Consider the following 17,112-nt stretch of genomic DNA (forward strand, 5'->3'; position numbering starts at 1 on the left):
CGACTAAACATCAAAAACGTAAGACGGTAACTCTGACTCATCAGGCAATGGCTTAGACTTACCGTTTTCATCAAGTGCGACGAATTTAAACTTTCCTTTCGTCACTTTCTCGCGATTGCCAATTCTGTCTCTGCGCACCCAGGCTTCAACATTAATGACCATTGACGTGCGTCCGGTCTCAACCACCTCAGTATAAACCCCTAAAATATCGCCAACTTTCACCGGACGGATAAAGCTCATACTATCAAGAGCTACGGTAACAACACGGCTTTGTGCTCGTTTACCGGCACAAATACCGGCGGCGATATCCATTTGTGATAACACCCAACCACCAAAAATATCGCCAGCGGGGTTGGTATCACTGTTCATTGCTAAAACACGAGTAGTTAAACTACCTACTGGTTTACATGGATCTGTCATTATTGTTACCTAATACTGTATTTGTTATTCGAACAGGTTAACCATAATGGATCGAGCCTCTAAAAGACACACTCACCAGGTAAAAATTCTTCGTCAACATCAGTTTTATTTTCGCCAACAGCACTCATTCCTTCAACAGGTTTGGCATAGCCACATAACCAGGTAATAGGGCTTCTAGGACTACCTTTAACGACAGCGGGCCTAAACGTTATATATTTCCCCTTAAGCGGCTCTGGCACTTTATTGCCCAATAAAATATGAAACGCGCCATTTTTCACCTCAACACTGGCTATTTTATTTGAAATTAACTTATCAGGTTCGGGCAACCGCGCCTGTTTATTGTCATGAGGAAATGAAAAACTATCTGCATAAAACTGTGTTATTGATTGCTTGATATTGCCAGCGTAGCTCAGTGGCTCAGCAATATGAGCCCTAAAAATATAAGGCTGATAGGCAGGCAACGCGACCGCCGCCAAGATGCCAATAATACTGACGACAATCATCAGTTCAATTAAGGTAAATCCATTGCTTTTTTTCATACTACCGCTCCCATAGCAAAAATTGGTGCATACAAGCTACTCACAAACAAGTAAATAGCATAAAAAACAACTAAAGACAGAAACACTAATATTCTCCCCATGCGCTTATTAATTAACATTGATAAACGTTCTTTATGTTTATCCAGCAACGCTTGTAGCTCAAAACCAACATCAATTTTATCTTTACTCAACTGTTGAATAAACTTGGCACTTTTAGCGTGTTCCGTACCTAAGCTTGCCTGTATTGGTGCATTCATCAGATCTTGAATAGTGCAGAGCTCTTTAATAACTTTTTTTGAAAGTGCTAACTTAGCAACTTTACTCAAGGCATTCGAGGTCAGCTGCTGACCCAATCTTTTTGCCAAAAAAATAAAATAGAGAAGTAACACAGTTACTGTTACTAACAGCACAGTTGATATTAACCAGCTTTGTTCAAACGCCTGTAAGTTGTAGACTACATCAGAGTCAAACTTGGCAAAAAAATCAACAAATACAGGTAAGACGTAAACCTTAAAAATAGTACTTGTCAAAATAAAAACGGCAAACAGAAATAACAAGTACCTCTTTATTTTCATCAACTTACTACTTAATCTATGCTGTAGGCTAAAATTAAGACTGCCGTAAGTAACGAGAAGTTGATGTACCTTAACCGAGTCATTTTCCGCCAATATCTTTTCTAGTAACTTTTGTTGCTCACCGACAAGATTGACCTGTCGATATTCTTGATAATTATCGATTAAATACTGTTGAGCTTCCGAAAGCAGCATCCCATCGGAGAGTTTGCAGCTAAGTACACGGCAGTTAAAGTGGAAATCATCCCAACTCATTGAAATTCCTATTTCATCATTATGTAAACTTCAATATAGAAAGTAACTCGTTAACAAGCAACTTAGCAAAAAACGAAACATAACAAGCTATTTGCAAACCTCTCGATTCCATATTAGTCGTTATGTTTGTTTCACTAATTTAAAAGTGTTAACGTCATTTTATAACATTAATTAATCCAACCTCGGGTAATAAGCATGCAACATATTGCAAGGAAGAAACAAACTCTTAACTATGTTATCAGTCTTGTCATTCTATTAATTACGGCTAGTTATAGTTCAATTGGCCTAGCAGCCAAATCTCAGAATCAATACCAGCAGCTCGGTGAAACAGTAGCAAATGCAATTAATCAACAAAATTCAGAGGCGATTGCAGAGCACTTAGCTCTAAATAAGTTTGCAGAGATAGTTGCGAAGCAAATTTTTGATAAGCCTAAGGATATTAGAGATTTTGTTAAAGGTTTTACCCAAAGCGGTAAACTTCATTTCGTCAACCAAATTATGTCAACGGTTTACCCCAGAAATGGTCAAGCAAAATACTTGAGAACATTTGATAATACTCAGCCACTAGTCAGAGTCGACTTTCCTGATGGCGGACATGAATATATGCTGCTCATCACGGGTAAAAATAGACAAAAAAAACCCGAAATTGTTGATATGTTTCTGCTCTCTTCTGGCAGTAAACTCAGTGTAAAGGTTAGCTCAATGACTGAATTGATCATTAAGCCTGAGCAATCTCTACTAAAAACTTTATTGAATGTTAAGGAGGTTGACAAAACACTGTTAGCAAAAATCAAAGCAATTGTTGCCAATAGGAACCAAGGAAAGCTCGATAAAGCCTATCAGCAGCTACAAGAGCTACCAGCTGAAATAAAGCACGCTAGAGCTATGATTGATCTAGGTTTGCAACTGACACAGCAATTCAGCGACCAAGAGTACAGAAAACAGTTATCTTTGCTAGATAAATATTATGGCTCAAATGATTCGACGCAGTTCATGCTTATCGATCATCACTTTTTCAATGAAGAGTTCGACAAGGCATTAGTTTCAATCAAAACTGTTTCAGACAAATACGGTGAAGATGCCGCCCTTACTAACCTCAACGCCAGCGTATACTTTGCTCAAGGACAGCACCAAAAAGCGAAGCAAGCCACCTTACACGCGATTACACTGGAGCCTGACTTTGAAGCGGCATACTGGACGTTGGTTTCAGTACAGAACATGCAGAAAGATTACACTAGTGTCATCGAAACGCTAAGTAGTCTCAAAGATCTATTTGGCTATCAATTTACCAAGGAGAACTTCCGCAACGAAGCGTTTTATCTAGAGTTTAGCCAGTCCCCTGAATTTGAAAACTGGCAAATTAACTAACGATATTGATTGCTAACAAACTCAGCAACGAACTTGTCTGCTACAAGTGTTGGTCAAGTTCGTTGACGATCATCGCAATGTGATCGTCGCGATCGTTTAAACAAGGAATATAGGTATAGGTTTCACCACCGGCTTCGAGAAAAACTTCTCGGTTTTCCTCTTCTAACTCTTCAATAGTTTCCAAACAGTCAGCGCTAAAAGCCGGGCTAATAATCGCAATATTTTTAACGCCGTCTTTAGCCAGCTGCTCTAGCGTTGCATCTGTGTATGGCTTCAACCATTCAGCTTTGCCAAAACGAGACTGAAAAGTCATAACAAACTGGTCTTCAGCAAGGCCTAATTTTTCAGCCAATAATCGAGTAGTTTTGTGGCAAAAACAGTAATATGGATCACCGTTATCTAGAAACAACTTAGGCATGCCGTGATACGACAACACCAATTTATCTGGTTTACCGTGTGCATCGAAGTGCTCTTGTACTGAGTTTGCTAGGGCTTGAATATAGTCTTGGTTGTCGTGGTAGCTGCTAATAAAATCGATACTTGGGATCCAACGCCACTTCTGCACTGTTTTTACCACGGCATCAAAGCTCGAGCCCGTAGTTGGCCCCGCGTACTGAGGATACAAAGGCATAACAACAATTTTCTTGATCCCCTGCTGATGAAAGCGCTCTAACGCTGCGCCAATACTCGGATTGCCGTAGCGCATACCAATATCGACGACAACGCGATCGCCATAACGCGCTTTTAGCTCTCGCTCAACTTTTTCTTTTTGTTCCTCTGTTATCACTAATAACGGTGAACCTTGCTCAGTCCAAATACTTTTGTAGAGCTTGGCAGACTTTGCCGGACGCACGCGCAAGATAATGCCGTGTAAAATCATTAGCCAAATTAAACGAGGAATCTCGACAACACGAGGGTCAGATAAAAATTCGCGTAAATAACGACGCAATGACGGTGTATCTGGCGCATCAGGCGTACCCAAATTGGTCAGTAAAACACCGGTCACTGACTCCTGGTTGCGCGTTTTTTGATGAATACTGTCGTCTTGACCACGAAAACGAGACATTAAATTTCCTTAAGTTTTAAATGACTAACAAAATTAAGCCCAAGCACAACTGTACTCGGGCTTATAAAGTATCAGCAGCTATGGCTTACGATTTTAGTGCAGACTCTAACGCGTCAACAAACTTTTTATCGTCGGGTTTTACACGGCTATTAAAATGCTGAATTTTTTTGCCGTTATCACTCACTAAGTATTTGTAAAAGTTCCACTTAGGTGCAGTGGTTTTGTCAGCCAAGTGCTTAAATACTGGGTTGGCGTCATCACCGCGAACACTGGTTGTTTGCAACATGGTAAAGGTGACACCATAGTTAACAAAACAAACTTCTGCCGTGTCTTTTTCTTCGTCTTCTTCTTGAAAGAAGTTATCTGCCGGAAAGCCAATAACCACTAAACCTTGATCTTGATACTTTTTGTGTACAGCTTCTAAGCTTTTAAACTGCGGTGTAAAACCACAGTTTGACGCGGTATTTACAATAAGTACTGTTTTACCTGCAGTCGCTTGGCATAAATCAATGGTTTGCTCTGAGTGCAATTTACGGTAGTTTTGCTGCAAAAATGCAGGACATTCTGCCTGTTTTGTTGCCATACCGGCTGCGTGTTGCTGACTGTCGGCAACGCTAACAGCTGATGCGCCAAGAAGCGGCATACAAATACTGGCGAGTAGCGCTATTTTTTTCATTTTATTCCCCAAACTAGCTAACTGAAACAACGACAAAAATAATCAATATTGTTGTTGCCTATGTGCTTAGTTACTTAATCTCATCGGTTATAACAAGTGCTTGCGGCGCTTTAATGTTCACGTCTATATTATTGAGCTGACCTCTAAGGTCACCCGGCTTGATACCTACGCTGCCATCTTTAGAAACCACCGCGAAGATATTGACCGACTTAACCAAACTTAATTTCATTTGCGGACTCATTGCTCGAGCATCGTTTAACACGATAGTAGCCGGTAAATCTGACGTTGATAATTTGACCGCAGCGACAGGCATTCTCGGGCCTTCAGCCGGAATTGCGTAAACAAATACGGTTCTCGGCTTACCTTGGATCACGCTTTTTTGTAAACTTTCACTAACACTTACTTCAAGCGTTAATTGCGGACTTGCCCCTTCAGCGCTAACGGTATCGCTTGGTACTTGCCCGGTTAGTGATAATCTACTTTTTGCTTCTTCAACGGCGCCATTAAGCGCAGCAATGTTGACGTTAGGTCGACCATCATTGATCACACGTTGCCAATAATTAATCGCTGCTTGGTAATCTTGTTGTGCAAAACTATCCATACCCAACAAGATATTGGTTGAAGGATCTAATGCGTCAATCGCCAATGCTTGATCAATAAAGCCTTGTACTTGCGGGGTAATTTGTTGGTTGCTTTGGTAATAAGTCGCTTGTGCTTTAGCGCCGAATAAATCGGCTTGCGGCCCTTCAATGCGCATTACTTGATCAAAAGCAGCATTGGCACCAGAGAAGTTACCAACGGCGACATAGGCTTGACCTAACTGATACCAATTGTCAGCATTATCAGGTGCTTGACTTGAGATTTGTTCAAGCTTGCGAATCTGTGCCATCGCTTCTTGAACCGCCTTTTGTTCTGCGACAACTTGCTCTGCATTTGGCTGCGCCGCCTGCGGCTCAGATAACACTTCATAAGCACCCGTTTGCAAATAAAAACCAAAGCTAAACACCAAAACAAACAGCGTTATCACACTCGGCCACACTAAAGAGGTTGCTTTCACCCCTTGGCTATCAGCACTTTGCGCTTGCTCGGCCGCTTCAACGTCTTGTAACAAGCTCTTATTGAGCTCAGCCATTAAGTATTTGAAATCTTCATCAGCAATATTGCCTTGCTCGAAATCGGCTTCTAACTCGGCTTTATGTTCGTAATAGAGCTGAACATTCGTTTGATCTCGATACTGCTCTAAGCTTTTAGCCTGATTATTTTGACGCAAAAAGTGAAACCAAATAATCGCTAGCGTCAGTAGAATAAAAGCAACTAATAAAAATACAGAAGAAATCATCGCTTATTCACTACCCTTGTTTAATTCTTTATTTATTTCTGGCGACACTTGCGTTGCCGGCACTGACTGCTGCACCGTTTCATCATTGACTTGTTCTAAAATTGCCGCCAAGCGCTGATTTTCATCCGCTGACAGTTCAGCTTTATTAGCATTACCAGCGCGCTTGCGAACCATCACGATGACAATGATGATGCCCAATAAAAACAATACCGCTGGTGCAAACCACAGCACATAAGTCACCTTAGAAAGCTTAGGGCGATACAAAACAAAATCGCCATAACGGGCAACCATAAAGTCGACAATCTCTTTATCTGCCTTACCTTCGTGTAACATATTGTAGACTTCGCGGCGCAAGTCTATCGCAATCTGCGAGTTAGAATCCGCCAGATTCTGATTTTGACACTTGGGGCATCTAAGCTCTTTAACCAAGGCTTGGTAGCGGGTTTTTAAAACCTCATTATCAAATTGATAGGTATCTACCGGGCTGGCATCAACAGAAAAAGTCATGCTTATCGAGATACTCAACAAAAAAGTCAGCAGTAGCGACGACAACCCAAAGTTCTTGGCTACAAGTTTAGTATTCACGGCTAGCCCTCCTGCTCAAGCTGCTGAATGACCGGCTCAAATTTCTCTCGCCAAACGTTGGCATCAATAGGCCCAGCAAAGCGCATGCGAATAATTCCGTGCTTATCGACGACAAAAGTTTCAGGCGCCGCATATACGCCTAAATCAATCGCTAATTTGCCGAATTCGTCGAAAATTGAAAACTGGTACGGGTCACCTAACTTTACCAACCACTCTTTGGCTAAGTCGCGATCATCTTTCCAATTAATACCGTAAAGCTTAAAGCGATCACTCTTAGCTAAGTCAACCAAATAAGGGTGTTCATAACGACATGACGGACACCAAGTTCCCCATACGTTGACTAAACTAATATGGCCTTTTAGTGCTTGCTCGGTAAGGTCTCGCTCGGGATTTTTTAATGCCGGTAAATTAAATACTGGCATAGGCTTACCCACCAGTGCTGATGGTAAATCTTGCGGATTTAATGACAAACCTCGATAAAGCACAACACCCAACACAATAAAAACAATTAAGGGTAAAAATCGAATTAATTTGTTCATAACAATTACGGCTACCTACTCAAGTTATTTTTATGATTAATTAGATGCGTTGGCATTACTGTTGGCAATTGCGACAGGTGCTGTCCGTGCCTGACTTTTTTGCCCAGCTTTAACACTGGCTCGCGCTCGATAGCGTTTGTCGAGAATGGAAAACAACCCGCCTAAGCCCATAAAAATAGCACCAAGCCAAATCCAACGAACAAAAGGCTTAATGTGCACGCGAATAGCCCAAGCACCATCGCTTAGCGGATCGCCAAGGGCGACGTAAACATCGCGGAATAAGCCAGGATCAATACCCGCTTCCGTCATGCCCATGGTTTGTACCATATAAGTACGGCGCTCAGGTTTTAACAAAGTAAGAAATTCGTCGCCTTTGTAAATAGCAAGCTGGCCTTGCTCTGCCGTATAGTTTGGTCCCTTAACCATTTTGATGCCATCGAATTGAACGCCAAAACCAGCGACCTCAAGACGATCTCCTTTGAACATTTTAACGTTAGTCTCAGTTTCGTAATTCGACACTAACACGACACCAACAATCGTTATGGCAATCCCAGCATGAGCCGTTGTCATACCCAATTGGCTCAGGCTTACTTTGTTAAACGAGAAACTACCGTCAGCCTGTTTTAACTGGTTATATAGCTCTTTTAGTACCACTAACGCAACCCAAGTCGCCAATGCAATGCCGACAGCGACCCAAATATTAAATTCACCGGCGTAGGCGAATGGGAACACCGCGCCAACGGCAACGCTAATCAAGGTTAATGGATTAATTTGCTTGGCAAGTTCGCCTTGTTTTGCTTTTTTCCAGCGAATAAGCGGCCCAATGCCCATCACGACAAACAGTACGGCCATCAGTGGGACAAAAACCAAGTTGAAATAAGGAGGTCCAACTGACAGCTTGCCTAAGCCCATGGCATCAACCAAGAGCGGATAAAGGGTACCTAGCAAAATTGCCAGAGCAGAGACCACTAAAATGATGTTACACAGCAGCAATGCTGTTTCTCTTGAATAAAACGAAAACCGCGAGAAGCTCTGTACATTACTCGCTCTAAAGGCATAAAGCGTTAACGAGCCACCAACAGCAATGGCTAAAAGTAATAAAATAAAAGCACCGCGAGTTGGATCGGCAGCAAATGAATGCACTGACGTTATCACACCAGAGCGCACTAAAAAGGTACCCAACAAGCTCAAGCTAAAGGTAAATATTGCTAGTAGTACCGTCCAATTGCGAAAGGTACCGCGCTTTTCGGTAACCGCTAGCGAGTGAATTAACGCTGTCCCCACTAACCACGGCATAAATGAGGCATTTTCAACTGGATCCCAGAACCACCAGCCGCCCCAGCCAAGTTCGTAATACGCCCACCAGCTGCCAAGGGCAATTCCTAACGTAAGGAAAATCCATGCGCCAACCGTCCACATTCGCGACCAACGCGCCCACGCGGCGTCCATTTTCCCCACCATTAACGCGGCAACGGCAAAAGCAAATGCTACAGAGAAACCTACGTAGCCCATGTAAAGCATCGGTGGATGAATAATCAGGCCAACGTCTTGCAACAGTGGGTTTAAGTCTCGCCCTTCAACCGGTACAACTGGCCATAAGCGCTCAAACGGGTTCGAGGTTAACAAGGTAAACAGCATGAAGCCAACCGAGATCATACCCATAATCGCTAGCACTCGAGCGACAAACGCTTCATCGATACCCTTACTAAATTTGGCAACCGCCATAGTCCATGCCGTTAACGAAAATACCCACAACAACAACGACCCTTCGTGACCGCCCCAAACGGCACTAATTTTAAAATAATAGGGTAAATGACTATTGGAATGGCCGGCAATATAACGCACTGAAAAATCGTCAATAACGAAGCTATAACCGAGAATTATGATACTAATAGCGGTGAAGGCAAACATGCCAAAAGTAAGTGGTTTGGCATATCGCGTTAATTTTTCTTGCTGGCGATAAACGCCGACTAAAGGCACAATACTCAAACAAATAGCAAAAGCTAAGGCGATAATCAGGGCAAAATGGCCAAGCTCAGGGATCATGTATTCTCCAACAGGCAATAACAGCACAATAAAGATAGAAAGACTAACCTAGAAAGGTGATGCTAATAATGACATTAATCAGCCACAATATACGAAAGGCAGTCAAAAAACGCCCAATATTCTATCACAACTAAACGAGATTTTTAGAGTAGCTTTTTACCTTAACAATGAGTTTCAGCGGAAAATTTGATCTGGGTTAACCATGTCGAGTCAACGGAGTGACCTCTGATGTGACTAATTGAGTGAAGGTTTTGATCACTGATGCGTTATTAGCGTCACTGATTGCATTGATTTGCATCAGCTGATGCTGACTAGAGATATAGGCATAACCCATGTCCCAGTTTGGAAAATATCGCTGTTTGCTGTGACCAGTAGTGATTATGGCAACATTTGCGTGGCGTAAATCTTGACTAATGTTTTGATAGAGTTGGTTAACAGCGGTTTCTTCACCTTCAATCAGTTGAATAAAGCCTCGTGAGTGTGCAACCAAAAAGCCAGTAATACCAAACTTGTTATTGTTAACCCTTGAAGTGAGTAAAATATCGGCCAAGCTAATCCTAGCCATTTCACTCTCACTGCGGTAGATCAGGTGTTTCATTTTGTGCTTGTCCACTCGTTATCCGTAAATTAGGGGAAGGTAGCTGGCAGAATCAAACCTAGCAGTAGTGATAAAGTAAATCAATCACAAGTTTTGTAAAGTAAAATCGGCTTGCTAAAACTTGATCTAGCTAAAAAAACTGTCAATATCTGCCCAAATGCGCTAAAAATTTCGCCATCAAATTGTGTAACTGGGGCACTTAATCGGTATAATCGGCACTACTTTTTGTTGTTGATTAGTGTGCTGACTTGTCCGCGTCGTTATTATCTGCCCAAAACCTAACTTGTATTCGTGAGGATCGCATTCTTTTTGACGATTTAAGCTTTGATATTTATCCCGGCGACATCGTCCAAATTGAAGGTCCTAACGGTGCAGGAAAAACCAGCTTATTGCGAATTTTAGCTGGTTTGTCACAGCCTTACGAAGGCAGTGTTCGGTATCAAGAATCATCGATAAAAACAGACAGTGAAGCCTATCACCAAGCCTTGCTTTACCTCGGCCATACACCGGGAGTTAAAGGCGAGTTAAGCGCAGAAGAAAACCTGAACTTCAATCTTTCACTGCACAATTTAAGTAATGACTATGCACAAGCTTCGTTAGACAAAGTCAATTTACTCGGTTTTGAAGACAGTTTGGCGTCGCATCTTAGTGCCGGTCAACATAGAAGAATAGCCTTAGCGAGACTTTATGCTGCATTAAATGCCAAACAAAATAACGACAGCAACGGAGCAAACGCCAACGCGATATGGATTTTAGACGAGCCATTTACTGCCATAGATAAACAAGGCGTCGCCGATTTAGAACAGCTATTTATCGCGCACACTAACCAAGGCGGGTGTGTAATACTGACAACTCATCAAGATTTATCTATTTGCGCTGATAAAGTAAAAAAGATTACCTTGGAATATCAGTTCTAACTAAGAGCACAACCAACGAAGAGCCAAAAGCAGCGCAATAGACAATTAATATGACAACATCCGCTAATTTATCTTACAGCAAGCTATTTAATTTAGTGCTCAAGCGCGACCTCACTATTGCTTTGCGTCACAAAGACGACATTATTAATCCGCTGCTATTTTTCGTCATTATTATCACCCTATTTCCTTTGGGTATTGGCCCTGAAGCAAATACTCTGGCGCGTATTGCCCCGGGTATTATTTGGGTGGCAGCGCTGTTATCGACCTTATTGTCGTTAGACAGATTGTTTAAGTCTGACTATCAAGATGGTTCACTAGAACAACTGCTTTTAAGCCCCTATCCGGTTTTCGTCTGGGTGCTAGCAAAAGTCTTCGCTCATTGGCTAATTACTGGGCTACCACTGATTTTAATTGCGCCATTACTGGCAGCGTTGCTCTATTTACCGGAGCAAAGTTTTGTCGCACTAATGTTAACCCTATTAATTGGTACCCCCGTATTAAGCCTTATTGGTGCCATTGGTGTTGCACTAACGGTCGGTATAAAAAAAGGTGGTGTGCTACTGAGCTTACTGGTATTGCCGCTCTATATTCCGGTATTAATTTTTGCCACTAGCGCGATAGATACTGCGGGCTTGAGCTTACCCTACAGCGGCCAACTTGCTATAATTGCCGCGTTATTCTTTACGTCATTAACTCTTGCTCCACTAGCAATTGGAGCCGCATTAAAAGTGAGTACAAACTAACATGTGGAAATGGTTGCATCCATACGCGAACCCTGAAACCTCTTATCAGCTTGCAGGTCGCCTTCAACCTTGGTTTACCGGCCTTAGTGCTGTGCTATTGCTCATCGGCTTAGTTTGGGCATTGGCGTTTGCTCCTGCCGACTATCAACAAGGCGATAGCTTTCGCATTTTTTATATTCACGTTCCTGCGGCAATTTTGTCGATGGGCTTGTATACCAGTATGGCAATCATTGCCTTTACAGGTTTGGTTTGGCAACTCAAATTAGCTGACGCATCAACCGCAGCATTGGCACCAATTGGTGCTGTTTTCACTGCAATCGCACTTTTTACTGGCGCTGCGTGGGGCAAACCTATGTGGGGGACTTGGTGGATTTGGGATGCAAGATTAACATCAGAGCTAATTCTGTTGTTTCTTTATTTAGGGGTTATTGCCCTGCACAATGCCTTTGAAGACAAAGCTCTGGCAGGTAAAGCCGCCGGTATTTTAGCGATTGTCGGCGTGGTTAACGTACCAATTATTCACTATTCAGTAGAATGGTGGAATACGCTTCACCAAGGTGCGACGGTAACTAAGTTTGGCCGCCCAGCGATGGCGCCAGAGATGTATTGGCCATTTTTGCTATGCTTGTTTGGTTTTGCTTTTATGACCGCAGCCATTGTCTGTATGCGCTTTAGAACTGAAGTATTGGCGCGCAATGCAATGCGCCCTTGGGTCAGAGCGCTCGCCCTGCAAGCTTCTGAAAGTCAGGAGGCAAAATAATGCAATTTAACAGCTTAAGTGAATTCTTTGCCATGGGCGGTTACGCCTTTTACGTATGGCTGTCCTTCGGCGTGAGTGCCTTATTGTTGTTAGGCTTAATCTGGCTCAGCAAACAACAACATCAACAAACCTTAAAGGCGATTGCACTGCAGCAAAAACGCCATGAAAAACTGCGCCAAGCACGAGACCAGCGGGCAAAGAACAAATTAGAAAACATAGATAATAAAAAAGGCGTTAGTCAAAATAACGCAGATAACAATATAGAAAAATCACAATCAAATTCAGCGAATATTAACTCAGAGGTGTCGGATGAATCCACGTCGTAAAAAGCGCCTAACCATCATTACCAGTGTTATTAGCGGTGTTGCTATTGTTGCCGGCCTAGTGCTTTATGCCTTAAGTCAAAATATAGATTTGTTTTATATGCCGTCTGAGGTACATAGCGGCAAACAAGACACTGGCGTAAAAGCTCAAGTAGGCCAACGTCTGCGCATTGGTGGCTTAGTTGTTCCCGGCAGTATCGAGCGCGATGCCGACAGCTTAAAAGTAAGCTTTAAACTTGCCGATATGAAAACACCCATAAGTTTTAGCGACGACGAACCGACGGTAACGGTCAAATACGATGGCATTTTGCCGGATTTATTCCGCGAAGGACAAGGCATTGTCGCCAACGGTACGTTAACCAATGGCAATATTATTAACGCCAGTGAAGTTTTAGCAAAACACGATGAAAACTATATGCCAAAAGAATTGGCTGACAGTGCCAAAGAAAAGCACGGCGGTGGCGGTTACGGCTCAGGAAAATAGATACGTTTTAATAAAACAAAGGGTGCTAAACAGCACCCTTTTTTGTAATCGTTCTGTTTGCTCAATTAAATTGGCAATAATCGCTTGAATTTAAGCGACATCAGTATGTCCAATAATTCGGTCACCAATGCGATTGAGAATTTCTACTTCGCCATCACAAACAGCGATAATTGACTTATCTTGCTTAAAGCCCTCTGGCAATACAACACGTCCGTGTTGATTTTCAGGAAAGTTATCAACGTGATGTTGTAACTGCAATGAGTCGTCAGAGTAGTAAATTACTGTGACTTGTCGATACTGTTCAGTGTGCATATAAACCCCGTAAAAATACTCATATTAAACGTCAATATGATTCAACCAAGTCGGTTAAGCACAAGTGGCTTTTTGACAAGGAAAATCCATTTTTGATTACTTGCTTAAACTATCATTAGATCTTCATTAGATATTTTCACTACGCCTCTTTTAGTATGGGCGAACAGTAAATTTGGATTAGAACATTTTGTTCTGAATCGATGCATATAATCAGCCATTTTCATCTGATGATAGGCATAACACTGTTAAATTTATCTAACAAATACCGTGTTGATTAACTAAGTTAGGCTAGTAACAGTTGTGATACTAGCCTAATAAGTGTTCAATAAGCAATCTCTATTTTTCGCTAATTTGCTTTAAATCAATATATTAGCGAGAAGCTTTACTTAAGTTACGCCTCTCTGGTGGTAACATTTTCAACTTGATGATGCTTTTCTACTTCTTCTGCCAACGCTTGTTTACCTCGCTTTTCACTAACCTTTCGTTCAGTTAACCAAAAGAAAAACAACGGTACAAAGAATACAGCTAAGAAGGTTGCCGCCATCATGCCACCCATGACACCAGTACCAACACTGTGACGGGCACCCGCACCAGCGCCAGAACTAATAGCTAGTGGTACAACGCCTAAAATGAAGGCCAATGAAGTCATAATAATCGGGCGAAAACGCAATCTAGCCGCTTCAAGTGCCGCAGCACCGGTACTCCAGCCTTCTTGCACCTTCATCAAAGCATATTCAACGATCAAAATCGCATTTTTACTAGCAAGGCCAAGTAAAGTCACCAAACCAATTTGGAAGTAAACATCGTTAGTTAAGCCCATCAACCAAACTGAAACCAAGGCGCCAAAGGTACCAAATGGCAACGCTAATAATACAGATAACGGCAATGACCAACGCTCATACAAGGCAGCAAGAATTAAAAACACCATAATTGCCGCCATTGCTAATGCCAAACCTGTAGTACCGGCACTGCGCTTCTCTTGGAAAGCAGTACCCGTCCAGTCGTAGCTCATATCTGGCGGTAAAACTTCACTAGCAATGCGCTCAATTTCAGCAATCGCTTGGCCAGAGCTATAGCCCGGTGCAGCATTGCCTAGAAGTTTCACTGCCGGCAAGTTGTTATAGCGATCTAAACTGTCTGGGCCACTGATGTAGCTAATATCGGCAAAGGCAGAAATAGGTACCATCTCACCACTATTACTCTTAACGTAAATACGAGCAATATCTTCAGGCTTCATCCTAAATTCTGGTTCAGCTGACATCAGTACTTGCCAAGTGCGACCAAACTTATTGAAATCGTTCAGGTAATAGCTTCCTAAGGTACCTGCTAGTGCATTAAACGCTTGATTAATTGGCACTCCCATCGCTCGCGCTTGTTCGCGGTCAATGTCAACTTTTAACTGAGGAGTATCAGAGCGCCACAGGGTTTGAACACCGGCTAAAATAGGGCTTTGCTGTGCTGCTCCCATCACGGTTTGCATTGCCTGTTTTAATTTTTCAGGGCCGCCGTCGCCGCGGTTTTGAATATAGAATTCAAAGCCACCAGTATTACCCAGTCCTGGCACTGCCGGTGGGTTAAAGGCAAGTACTAAGGCTTCACTAATATTGGCGGTTTTCATAAACAATTCACCAACTAGCTGCTGAACACTCACCTCGCGCTCATCCCAGTGTTTTTGGGTAACAAAGATAGTTGCGGCACTGTTTTTGTAGCCCCCACCAAGGAAGTCAAAGCCCGTGAATGACACCACGTTTTCATTAGCCGGATTAGACTTAATTGCCGCAACGACTTCTTCTACTACTTTAGCGGTACGCTCTAGTGAAGCACCATCGGGTAAAAATACCGCGCTAATATAAAAACCTTGGTCTTCTTCTGGTACCAATGAACCCGGTGTTTTAGTCCACATATTGGCAGTAATAGCTACCATCCCCAGTACTAATGACAGCGCCAGTAAACCGCGACGCAAAAAGAAGCTGACACCAGCGACATAACGCCCTGTAATCTGTTGAAAAACCCGGTTAAACCAATTGAAAAAGCGGTTTTCCTTTTTGTCTTCGTGTTTCAGCACCATCACACAAAGTGCAGGTGTCATGGTAAGTGCAACCACACCGGATAAACTTACTGAAATCGAAATAGTGATCGCGAACTGACGGAAAAGCTCACCGGTTAAGCCACCTAAAAAGGCAATAGGGACGAACACGGAACACAGTACTAACACGATAGCAACGACTGGACCACTAACTTCTTGCATCGCTTTTATCGCTGCATCGCGAACTGCAATACCTTCTTCATGCATGATGCGTTCAACATTCTCAAGCACGACAATGGCATCATCAACCACAATACCTATCGACAACACCATACCGAACAGCGTTAAGGTGTTAATCGAGTAACCGAGCATATACAAGCCGGCAAAAGTACCCAGTAATGAAACCGGTACCGCAAGGATTGGAATCAGTGTTGCTCGCCAGTTTTGCAAGAACAAGAACACCACTAAGAATACCAACAACATGGCTTCGCCAAGTGTCTTCAATACCTCGCGAATAGAAACTTTAACAAACCGCGTAGTATCGTATGACAAAGTATGCTCTAAGCCCGCAGGAAAGCGCGTTTTCAACTGGGCAATGGTGTTGTTTACTTCTTCAGCAACATCAAGAGCATTAGCGCCCGGTTGCAAGAAAATCCCTAGTAGTACCGCTTGTTTGCCGTTAATACGACCGTCAAAGTCATAGTCTTTCGAACCAAGCTCAACACGAGCAATATCTTTTAAGCGCAGTGAACTACCATCGCTGTTAGCGCGAATAATAATATTCTCAAATTCTTCAACCGAAGATAAGCGCCCTTGTACCTTAACACTGTAAACTAAAGATTGTGAGTCTGCTGATGTTGGCGTTGCGCCAATGCGGCCCGCGGCATATTGCGAGTTTTGCTCTCGAACAGCGGCAGTAATTTCTTCGACAGTGACCCCTAGCTGACTCATAACATCAGGTCGCAACCAGATACGCATGGCGTAATCTTTCGCACCGAAGATTTGCACGTTAGTCGTACCCGGAATACGTTTTATTTGATCGAGTACATTTAGGGTCACATAGTTAGAGGTCCACAGTGAATCGCGGCTGTCGTCTGGTGAGTAGAACGCATGAACGTGCAGGAAGTTCGACGAACCTTTAGTAACCACAACGCCCTGACGACGTGTTTCTTCAGGTAAACGCGCTTCCACTTGCTTTACTCGGTTGTTAACATCAACGGAAGCTTGATCAGGATCAGTACCAATTTCAAAAGTTACCGTGATTGTACTAACACCTGTGCTAGTAGAAGTTGATGCCATATACATCATGCCTTCAACACCAGTAATCGCATTCTCTAACGGGGTCGCGACTGTTTGTTCAAGTACCTCAGCGGATGCACCTGGATAAACGGCCGTCACTTGGACAACAGGTGGCGAAATTTCAGGGTACTGAGCTACCGGCAAACCACGCATTGCCGCCAAACCTGCTAAAACAATAAATATTGAAATAACAAAAGCAAATATCGGTCGATCAATAAAATAACGAGAAAACATCAACGACCTCT

Annotated in this window: 18 protein-coding genes; 6 read left to right on the top strand and 12 right to left on the bottom strand. The window is 42.8% G+C overall.

The window, feature by feature from the left end; translation table 11 throughout:
• Nucleotides 1–3 precede the first annotated feature (3 nt).
• The 3 genes from J7384_RS03965 to J7384_RS03975 are packed head-to-tail and all read right to left on the bottom strand — an operon-like array spanning nt 4 to nt 1,786.
• Nucleotides 4–420 carry an acyl-CoA thioesterase gene (locus J7384_RS03965; protein WP_209111577.1) on the bottom strand — a complete coding sequence of 139 codons (417 nt, stop codon included), beginning with the start codon at nt 418–420 and terminating at the stop codon, nt 4–6.
• A gap of 59 nt (nt 421–479) precedes the next feature.
• A complete protein-coding gene (locus tag J7384_RS03970) occupies nt 480–959 on the bottom strand; it encodes a pilin (RefSeq protein ID WP_209111578.1) in 480 nt (159 codons plus the stop codon).
• The gene (locus J7384_RS03975) at nt 956–1,786 is read right to left on the bottom strand and encodes a hypothetical protein (protein WP_209111579.1); all 831 of its coding nucleotides are present in this window, start codon (nt 1,784–1,786) and stop codon (nt 956–958) included. Before J7384_RS03975 ends, J7384_RS03970 begins: the two co-directional genes overlap by 4 nt.
• 195 nt (nt 1,787–1,981) lie before the next feature.
• Between J7384_RS03975 and J7384_RS03980 the strand changes: the two genes are divergently transcribed.
• Entirely contained in the window at nt 1,982–3,154 is a 1,173-nt protein-coding gene (locus J7384_RS03980; protein WP_209111580.1) for a hypothetical protein, read from the top strand.
• 40 nt (nt 3,155–3,194) lie between these two features.
• Here J7384_RS03980 and hemH read toward each other — a convergent pair whose 3' ends face one another.
• The 7 genes from hemH to J7384_RS04015 form a co-directional block, all read right to left on the bottom strand.
• Entirely contained in the window at nt 3,195–4,220 is a 1,026-nt protein-coding gene (hemH, locus tag J7384_RS03985) for a ferrochelatase (protein ID WP_209111581.1), read from the bottom strand.
• Nucleotides 4,221–4,305: 85 nt separating this feature from the next.
• Nucleotides 4,306–4,896, bottom strand: coding sequence for a glutathione peroxidase (locus J7384_RS03990; protein ID WP_247741612.1), 591 nt, complete (start codon nt 4,894–4,896; stop codon nt 4,306–4,308).
• A gap of 70 nt (nt 4,897–4,966) precedes the next feature.
• Nucleotides 4,967–6,235, bottom strand: a complete 1,269-nt coding sequence (ccmI, locus tag J7384_RS03995) for a c-type cytochrome biogenesis protein CcmI (protein ID WP_209111582.1) — start codon at nt 6,233–6,235, stop codon at nt 4,967–4,969.
• 3 nt (nt 6,236–6,238) lie between these two features.
• Nucleotides 6,239–6,820, bottom strand: a complete 582-nt coding sequence (locus J7384_RS04000) for a cytochrome c-type biogenesis protein (RefSeq protein WP_348523839.1) — start codon at nt 6,818–6,820, stop codon at nt 6,239–6,241.
• 2 nt (nt 6,821–6,822) lie between these two features.
• Nucleotides 6,823–7,359 carry a DsbE family thiol:disulfide interchange protein gene (locus J7384_RS04005; RefSeq protein WP_209111583.1) on the bottom strand — a complete coding sequence of 179 codons (537 nt, stop codon included), beginning with the start codon at nt 7,357–7,359 and terminating at the stop codon, nt 6,823–6,825.
• Nucleotides 7,360–7,395: 36 nt separating this feature from the next.
• Nucleotides 7,396–9,405 carry a heme lyase CcmF/NrfE family subunit gene (locus J7384_RS04010; protein WP_209111584.1) on the bottom strand — a complete coding sequence of 670 codons (2,010 nt, stop codon included), beginning with the start codon at nt 9,403–9,405 and terminating at the stop codon, nt 7,396–7,398.
• Between the two features lie 196 nt (nt 9,406–9,601).
• A complete protein-coding gene (locus tag J7384_RS04015) occupies nt 9,602–10,018 on the bottom strand; it encodes a BLUF domain-containing protein (protein WP_209111585.1) in 417 nt (138 codons plus the stop codon).
• Between the two features lie 233 nt (nt 10,019–10,251).
• Here J7384_RS04015 and ccmA point away from each other — a divergent pair, with 233 nt between their 5' ends.
• The 5 genes from ccmA to ccmE are packed head-to-tail and all read left to right on the top strand — an operon-like array spanning nt 10,252 to nt 13,230.
• Nucleotides 10,252–10,920 (top strand): cytochrome c biogenesis heme-transporting ATPase CcmA, encoded by a 669-nt coding sequence (gene ccmA, locus J7384_RS04020; RefSeq protein ID WP_209111586.1) that lies wholly within the window; start codon nt 10,252–10,254, stop codon nt 10,918–10,920.
• Nucleotides 10,921–10,970: 50 nt separating this feature from the next.
• Nucleotides 10,971–11,663 carry a heme exporter protein CcmB gene (ccmB, locus tag J7384_RS04025; RefSeq protein WP_209111587.1) on the top strand — a complete coding sequence of 231 codons (693 nt, stop codon included), beginning with the start codon at nt 10,971–10,973 and terminating at the stop codon, nt 11,661–11,663.
• A 1-nt stretch (nt 11,664) separates the two neighbouring features.
• A complete protein-coding gene (locus tag J7384_RS04030) occupies nt 11,665–12,423 on the top strand; it encodes a heme ABC transporter permease (protein WP_209111588.1) in 759 nt (252 codons plus the stop codon).
• Nucleotides 12,423–12,749: a heme exporter protein CcmD gene (gene ccmD, locus J7384_RS04035; protein ID WP_209111589.1), complete on the top strand. Its 327-nt coding sequence runs from the start codon at nt 12,423–12,425 to the stop codon at nt 12,747–12,749. The genes J7384_RS04030 and ccmD overlap by 1 nt, the downstream gene beginning before the upstream one ends.
• Nucleotides 12,733–13,230, top strand: coding sequence for a cytochrome c maturation protein CcmE (ccmE, locus tag J7384_RS04040; protein WP_209111590.1), 498 nt, complete (start codon nt 12,733–12,735; stop codon nt 13,228–13,230). The genes ccmD and ccmE overlap by 17 nt, the downstream gene beginning before the upstream one ends.
• Nucleotides 13,231–13,320: 90 nt before the next feature.
• Here the strand turns inward: ccmE and J7384_RS04045 are convergent, their stop codons facing one another.
• Both J7384_RS04045 and J7384_RS04050 read right to left on the bottom strand, forming a co-directional pair.
• Nucleotides 13,321–13,542 (bottom strand): TIGR02922 family protein, encoded by a 222-nt coding sequence (locus J7384_RS04045; protein WP_209111591.1) that lies wholly within the window; start codon nt 13,540–13,542, stop codon nt 13,321–13,323.
• Between the two features lie 391 nt (nt 13,543–13,933).
• Nucleotides 13,934–17,101, bottom strand: coding sequence for a multidrug efflux RND transporter permease subunit (locus J7384_RS04050; protein WP_247741640.1), 3,168 nt, complete (start codon nt 17,099–17,101; stop codon nt 13,934–13,936).
• Between the last annotated feature and the right edge of the window lie 11 nt (nt 17,102–17,112).

This window comes from Endozoicomonas sp. G2_1 (assembly GCF_017744155.1).
In the GTDB taxonomy this organism is placed as follows: domain Bacteria; phylum Pseudomonadota; class Gammaproteobacteria; order Enterobacterales; family Alteromonadaceae; genus JAGHQT01.

Coding starts and splice junctions, on each gene's coding strand:
- J7384_RS03970 (WP_209111578.1), bottom strand. CDS start 959: ATGAAAAAAAGCAATGGATTTACCTTAATTGAACTGATGATTGTCGTC.
- hemH (WP_209111581.1), bottom strand. CDS start 4,220: ATGTCTCGTTTTCGTGGTCAAGACGACAGTATTCATCAAAAAACGCGC.
- J7384_RS03980 (WP_209111580.1), top strand. CDS start 1,982: ATGCAACATATTGCAAGGAAGAAACAAACTCTTAACTATGTTATCAGT.
- J7384_RS04045 (WP_209111591.1), bottom strand. CDS start 13,542: ATGCACACTGAACAGTATCGACAAGTCACAGTAATTTACTACTCTGAC.
- ccmI (WP_209111582.1), bottom strand. CDS start 6,235: ATGATTTCTTCTGTATTTTTATTAGTTGCTTTTATTCTACTGACGCTA.
- J7384_RS03975 (WP_209111579.1), bottom strand. CDS start 1,786: ATGAGTTGGGATGATTTCCACTTTAACTGCCGTGTACTTAGCTGCAAA.
- ccmE (WP_209111590.1), top strand. CDS start 12,733: ATGAATCCACGTCGTAAAAAGCGCCTAACCATCATTACCAGTGTTATT.
- J7384_RS04050 (WP_247741640.1), bottom strand. CDS start 17,101: ATGTTTTCTCGTTATTTTATTGATCGACCGATATTTGCTTTTGTTATT.
- ccmD (WP_209111589.1), top strand. CDS start 12,423: ATGCAATTTAACAGCTTAAGTGAATTCTTTGCCATGGGCGGTTACGCC.
- J7384_RS03965 (WP_209111577.1), bottom strand. CDS start 420: ATGACAGATCCATGTAAACCAGTAGGTAGTTTAACTACTCGTGTTTTA.
- J7384_RS04010 (WP_209111584.1), bottom strand. CDS start 9,405: ATGATCCCTGAGCTTGGCCATTTTGCCCTGATTATCGCCTTAGCTTTT.
- J7384_RS04030 (WP_209111588.1), top strand. CDS start 11,665: ATGTGGAAATGGTTGCATCCATACGCGAACCCTGAAACCTCTTATCAG.
- J7384_RS03990 (WP_247741612.1), bottom strand. CDS start 4,896: ATGAAAAAAATAGCGCTACTCGCCAGTATTTGTATGCCGCTTCTTGGC.
- J7384_RS04005 (WP_209111583.1), bottom strand. CDS start 7,359: ATGAACAAATTAATTCGATTTTTACCCTTAATTGTTTTTATTGTGTTG.
- ccmB (WP_209111587.1), top strand. CDS start 10,971: ATGACAACATCCGCTAATTTATCTTACAGCAAGCTATTTAATTTAGTG.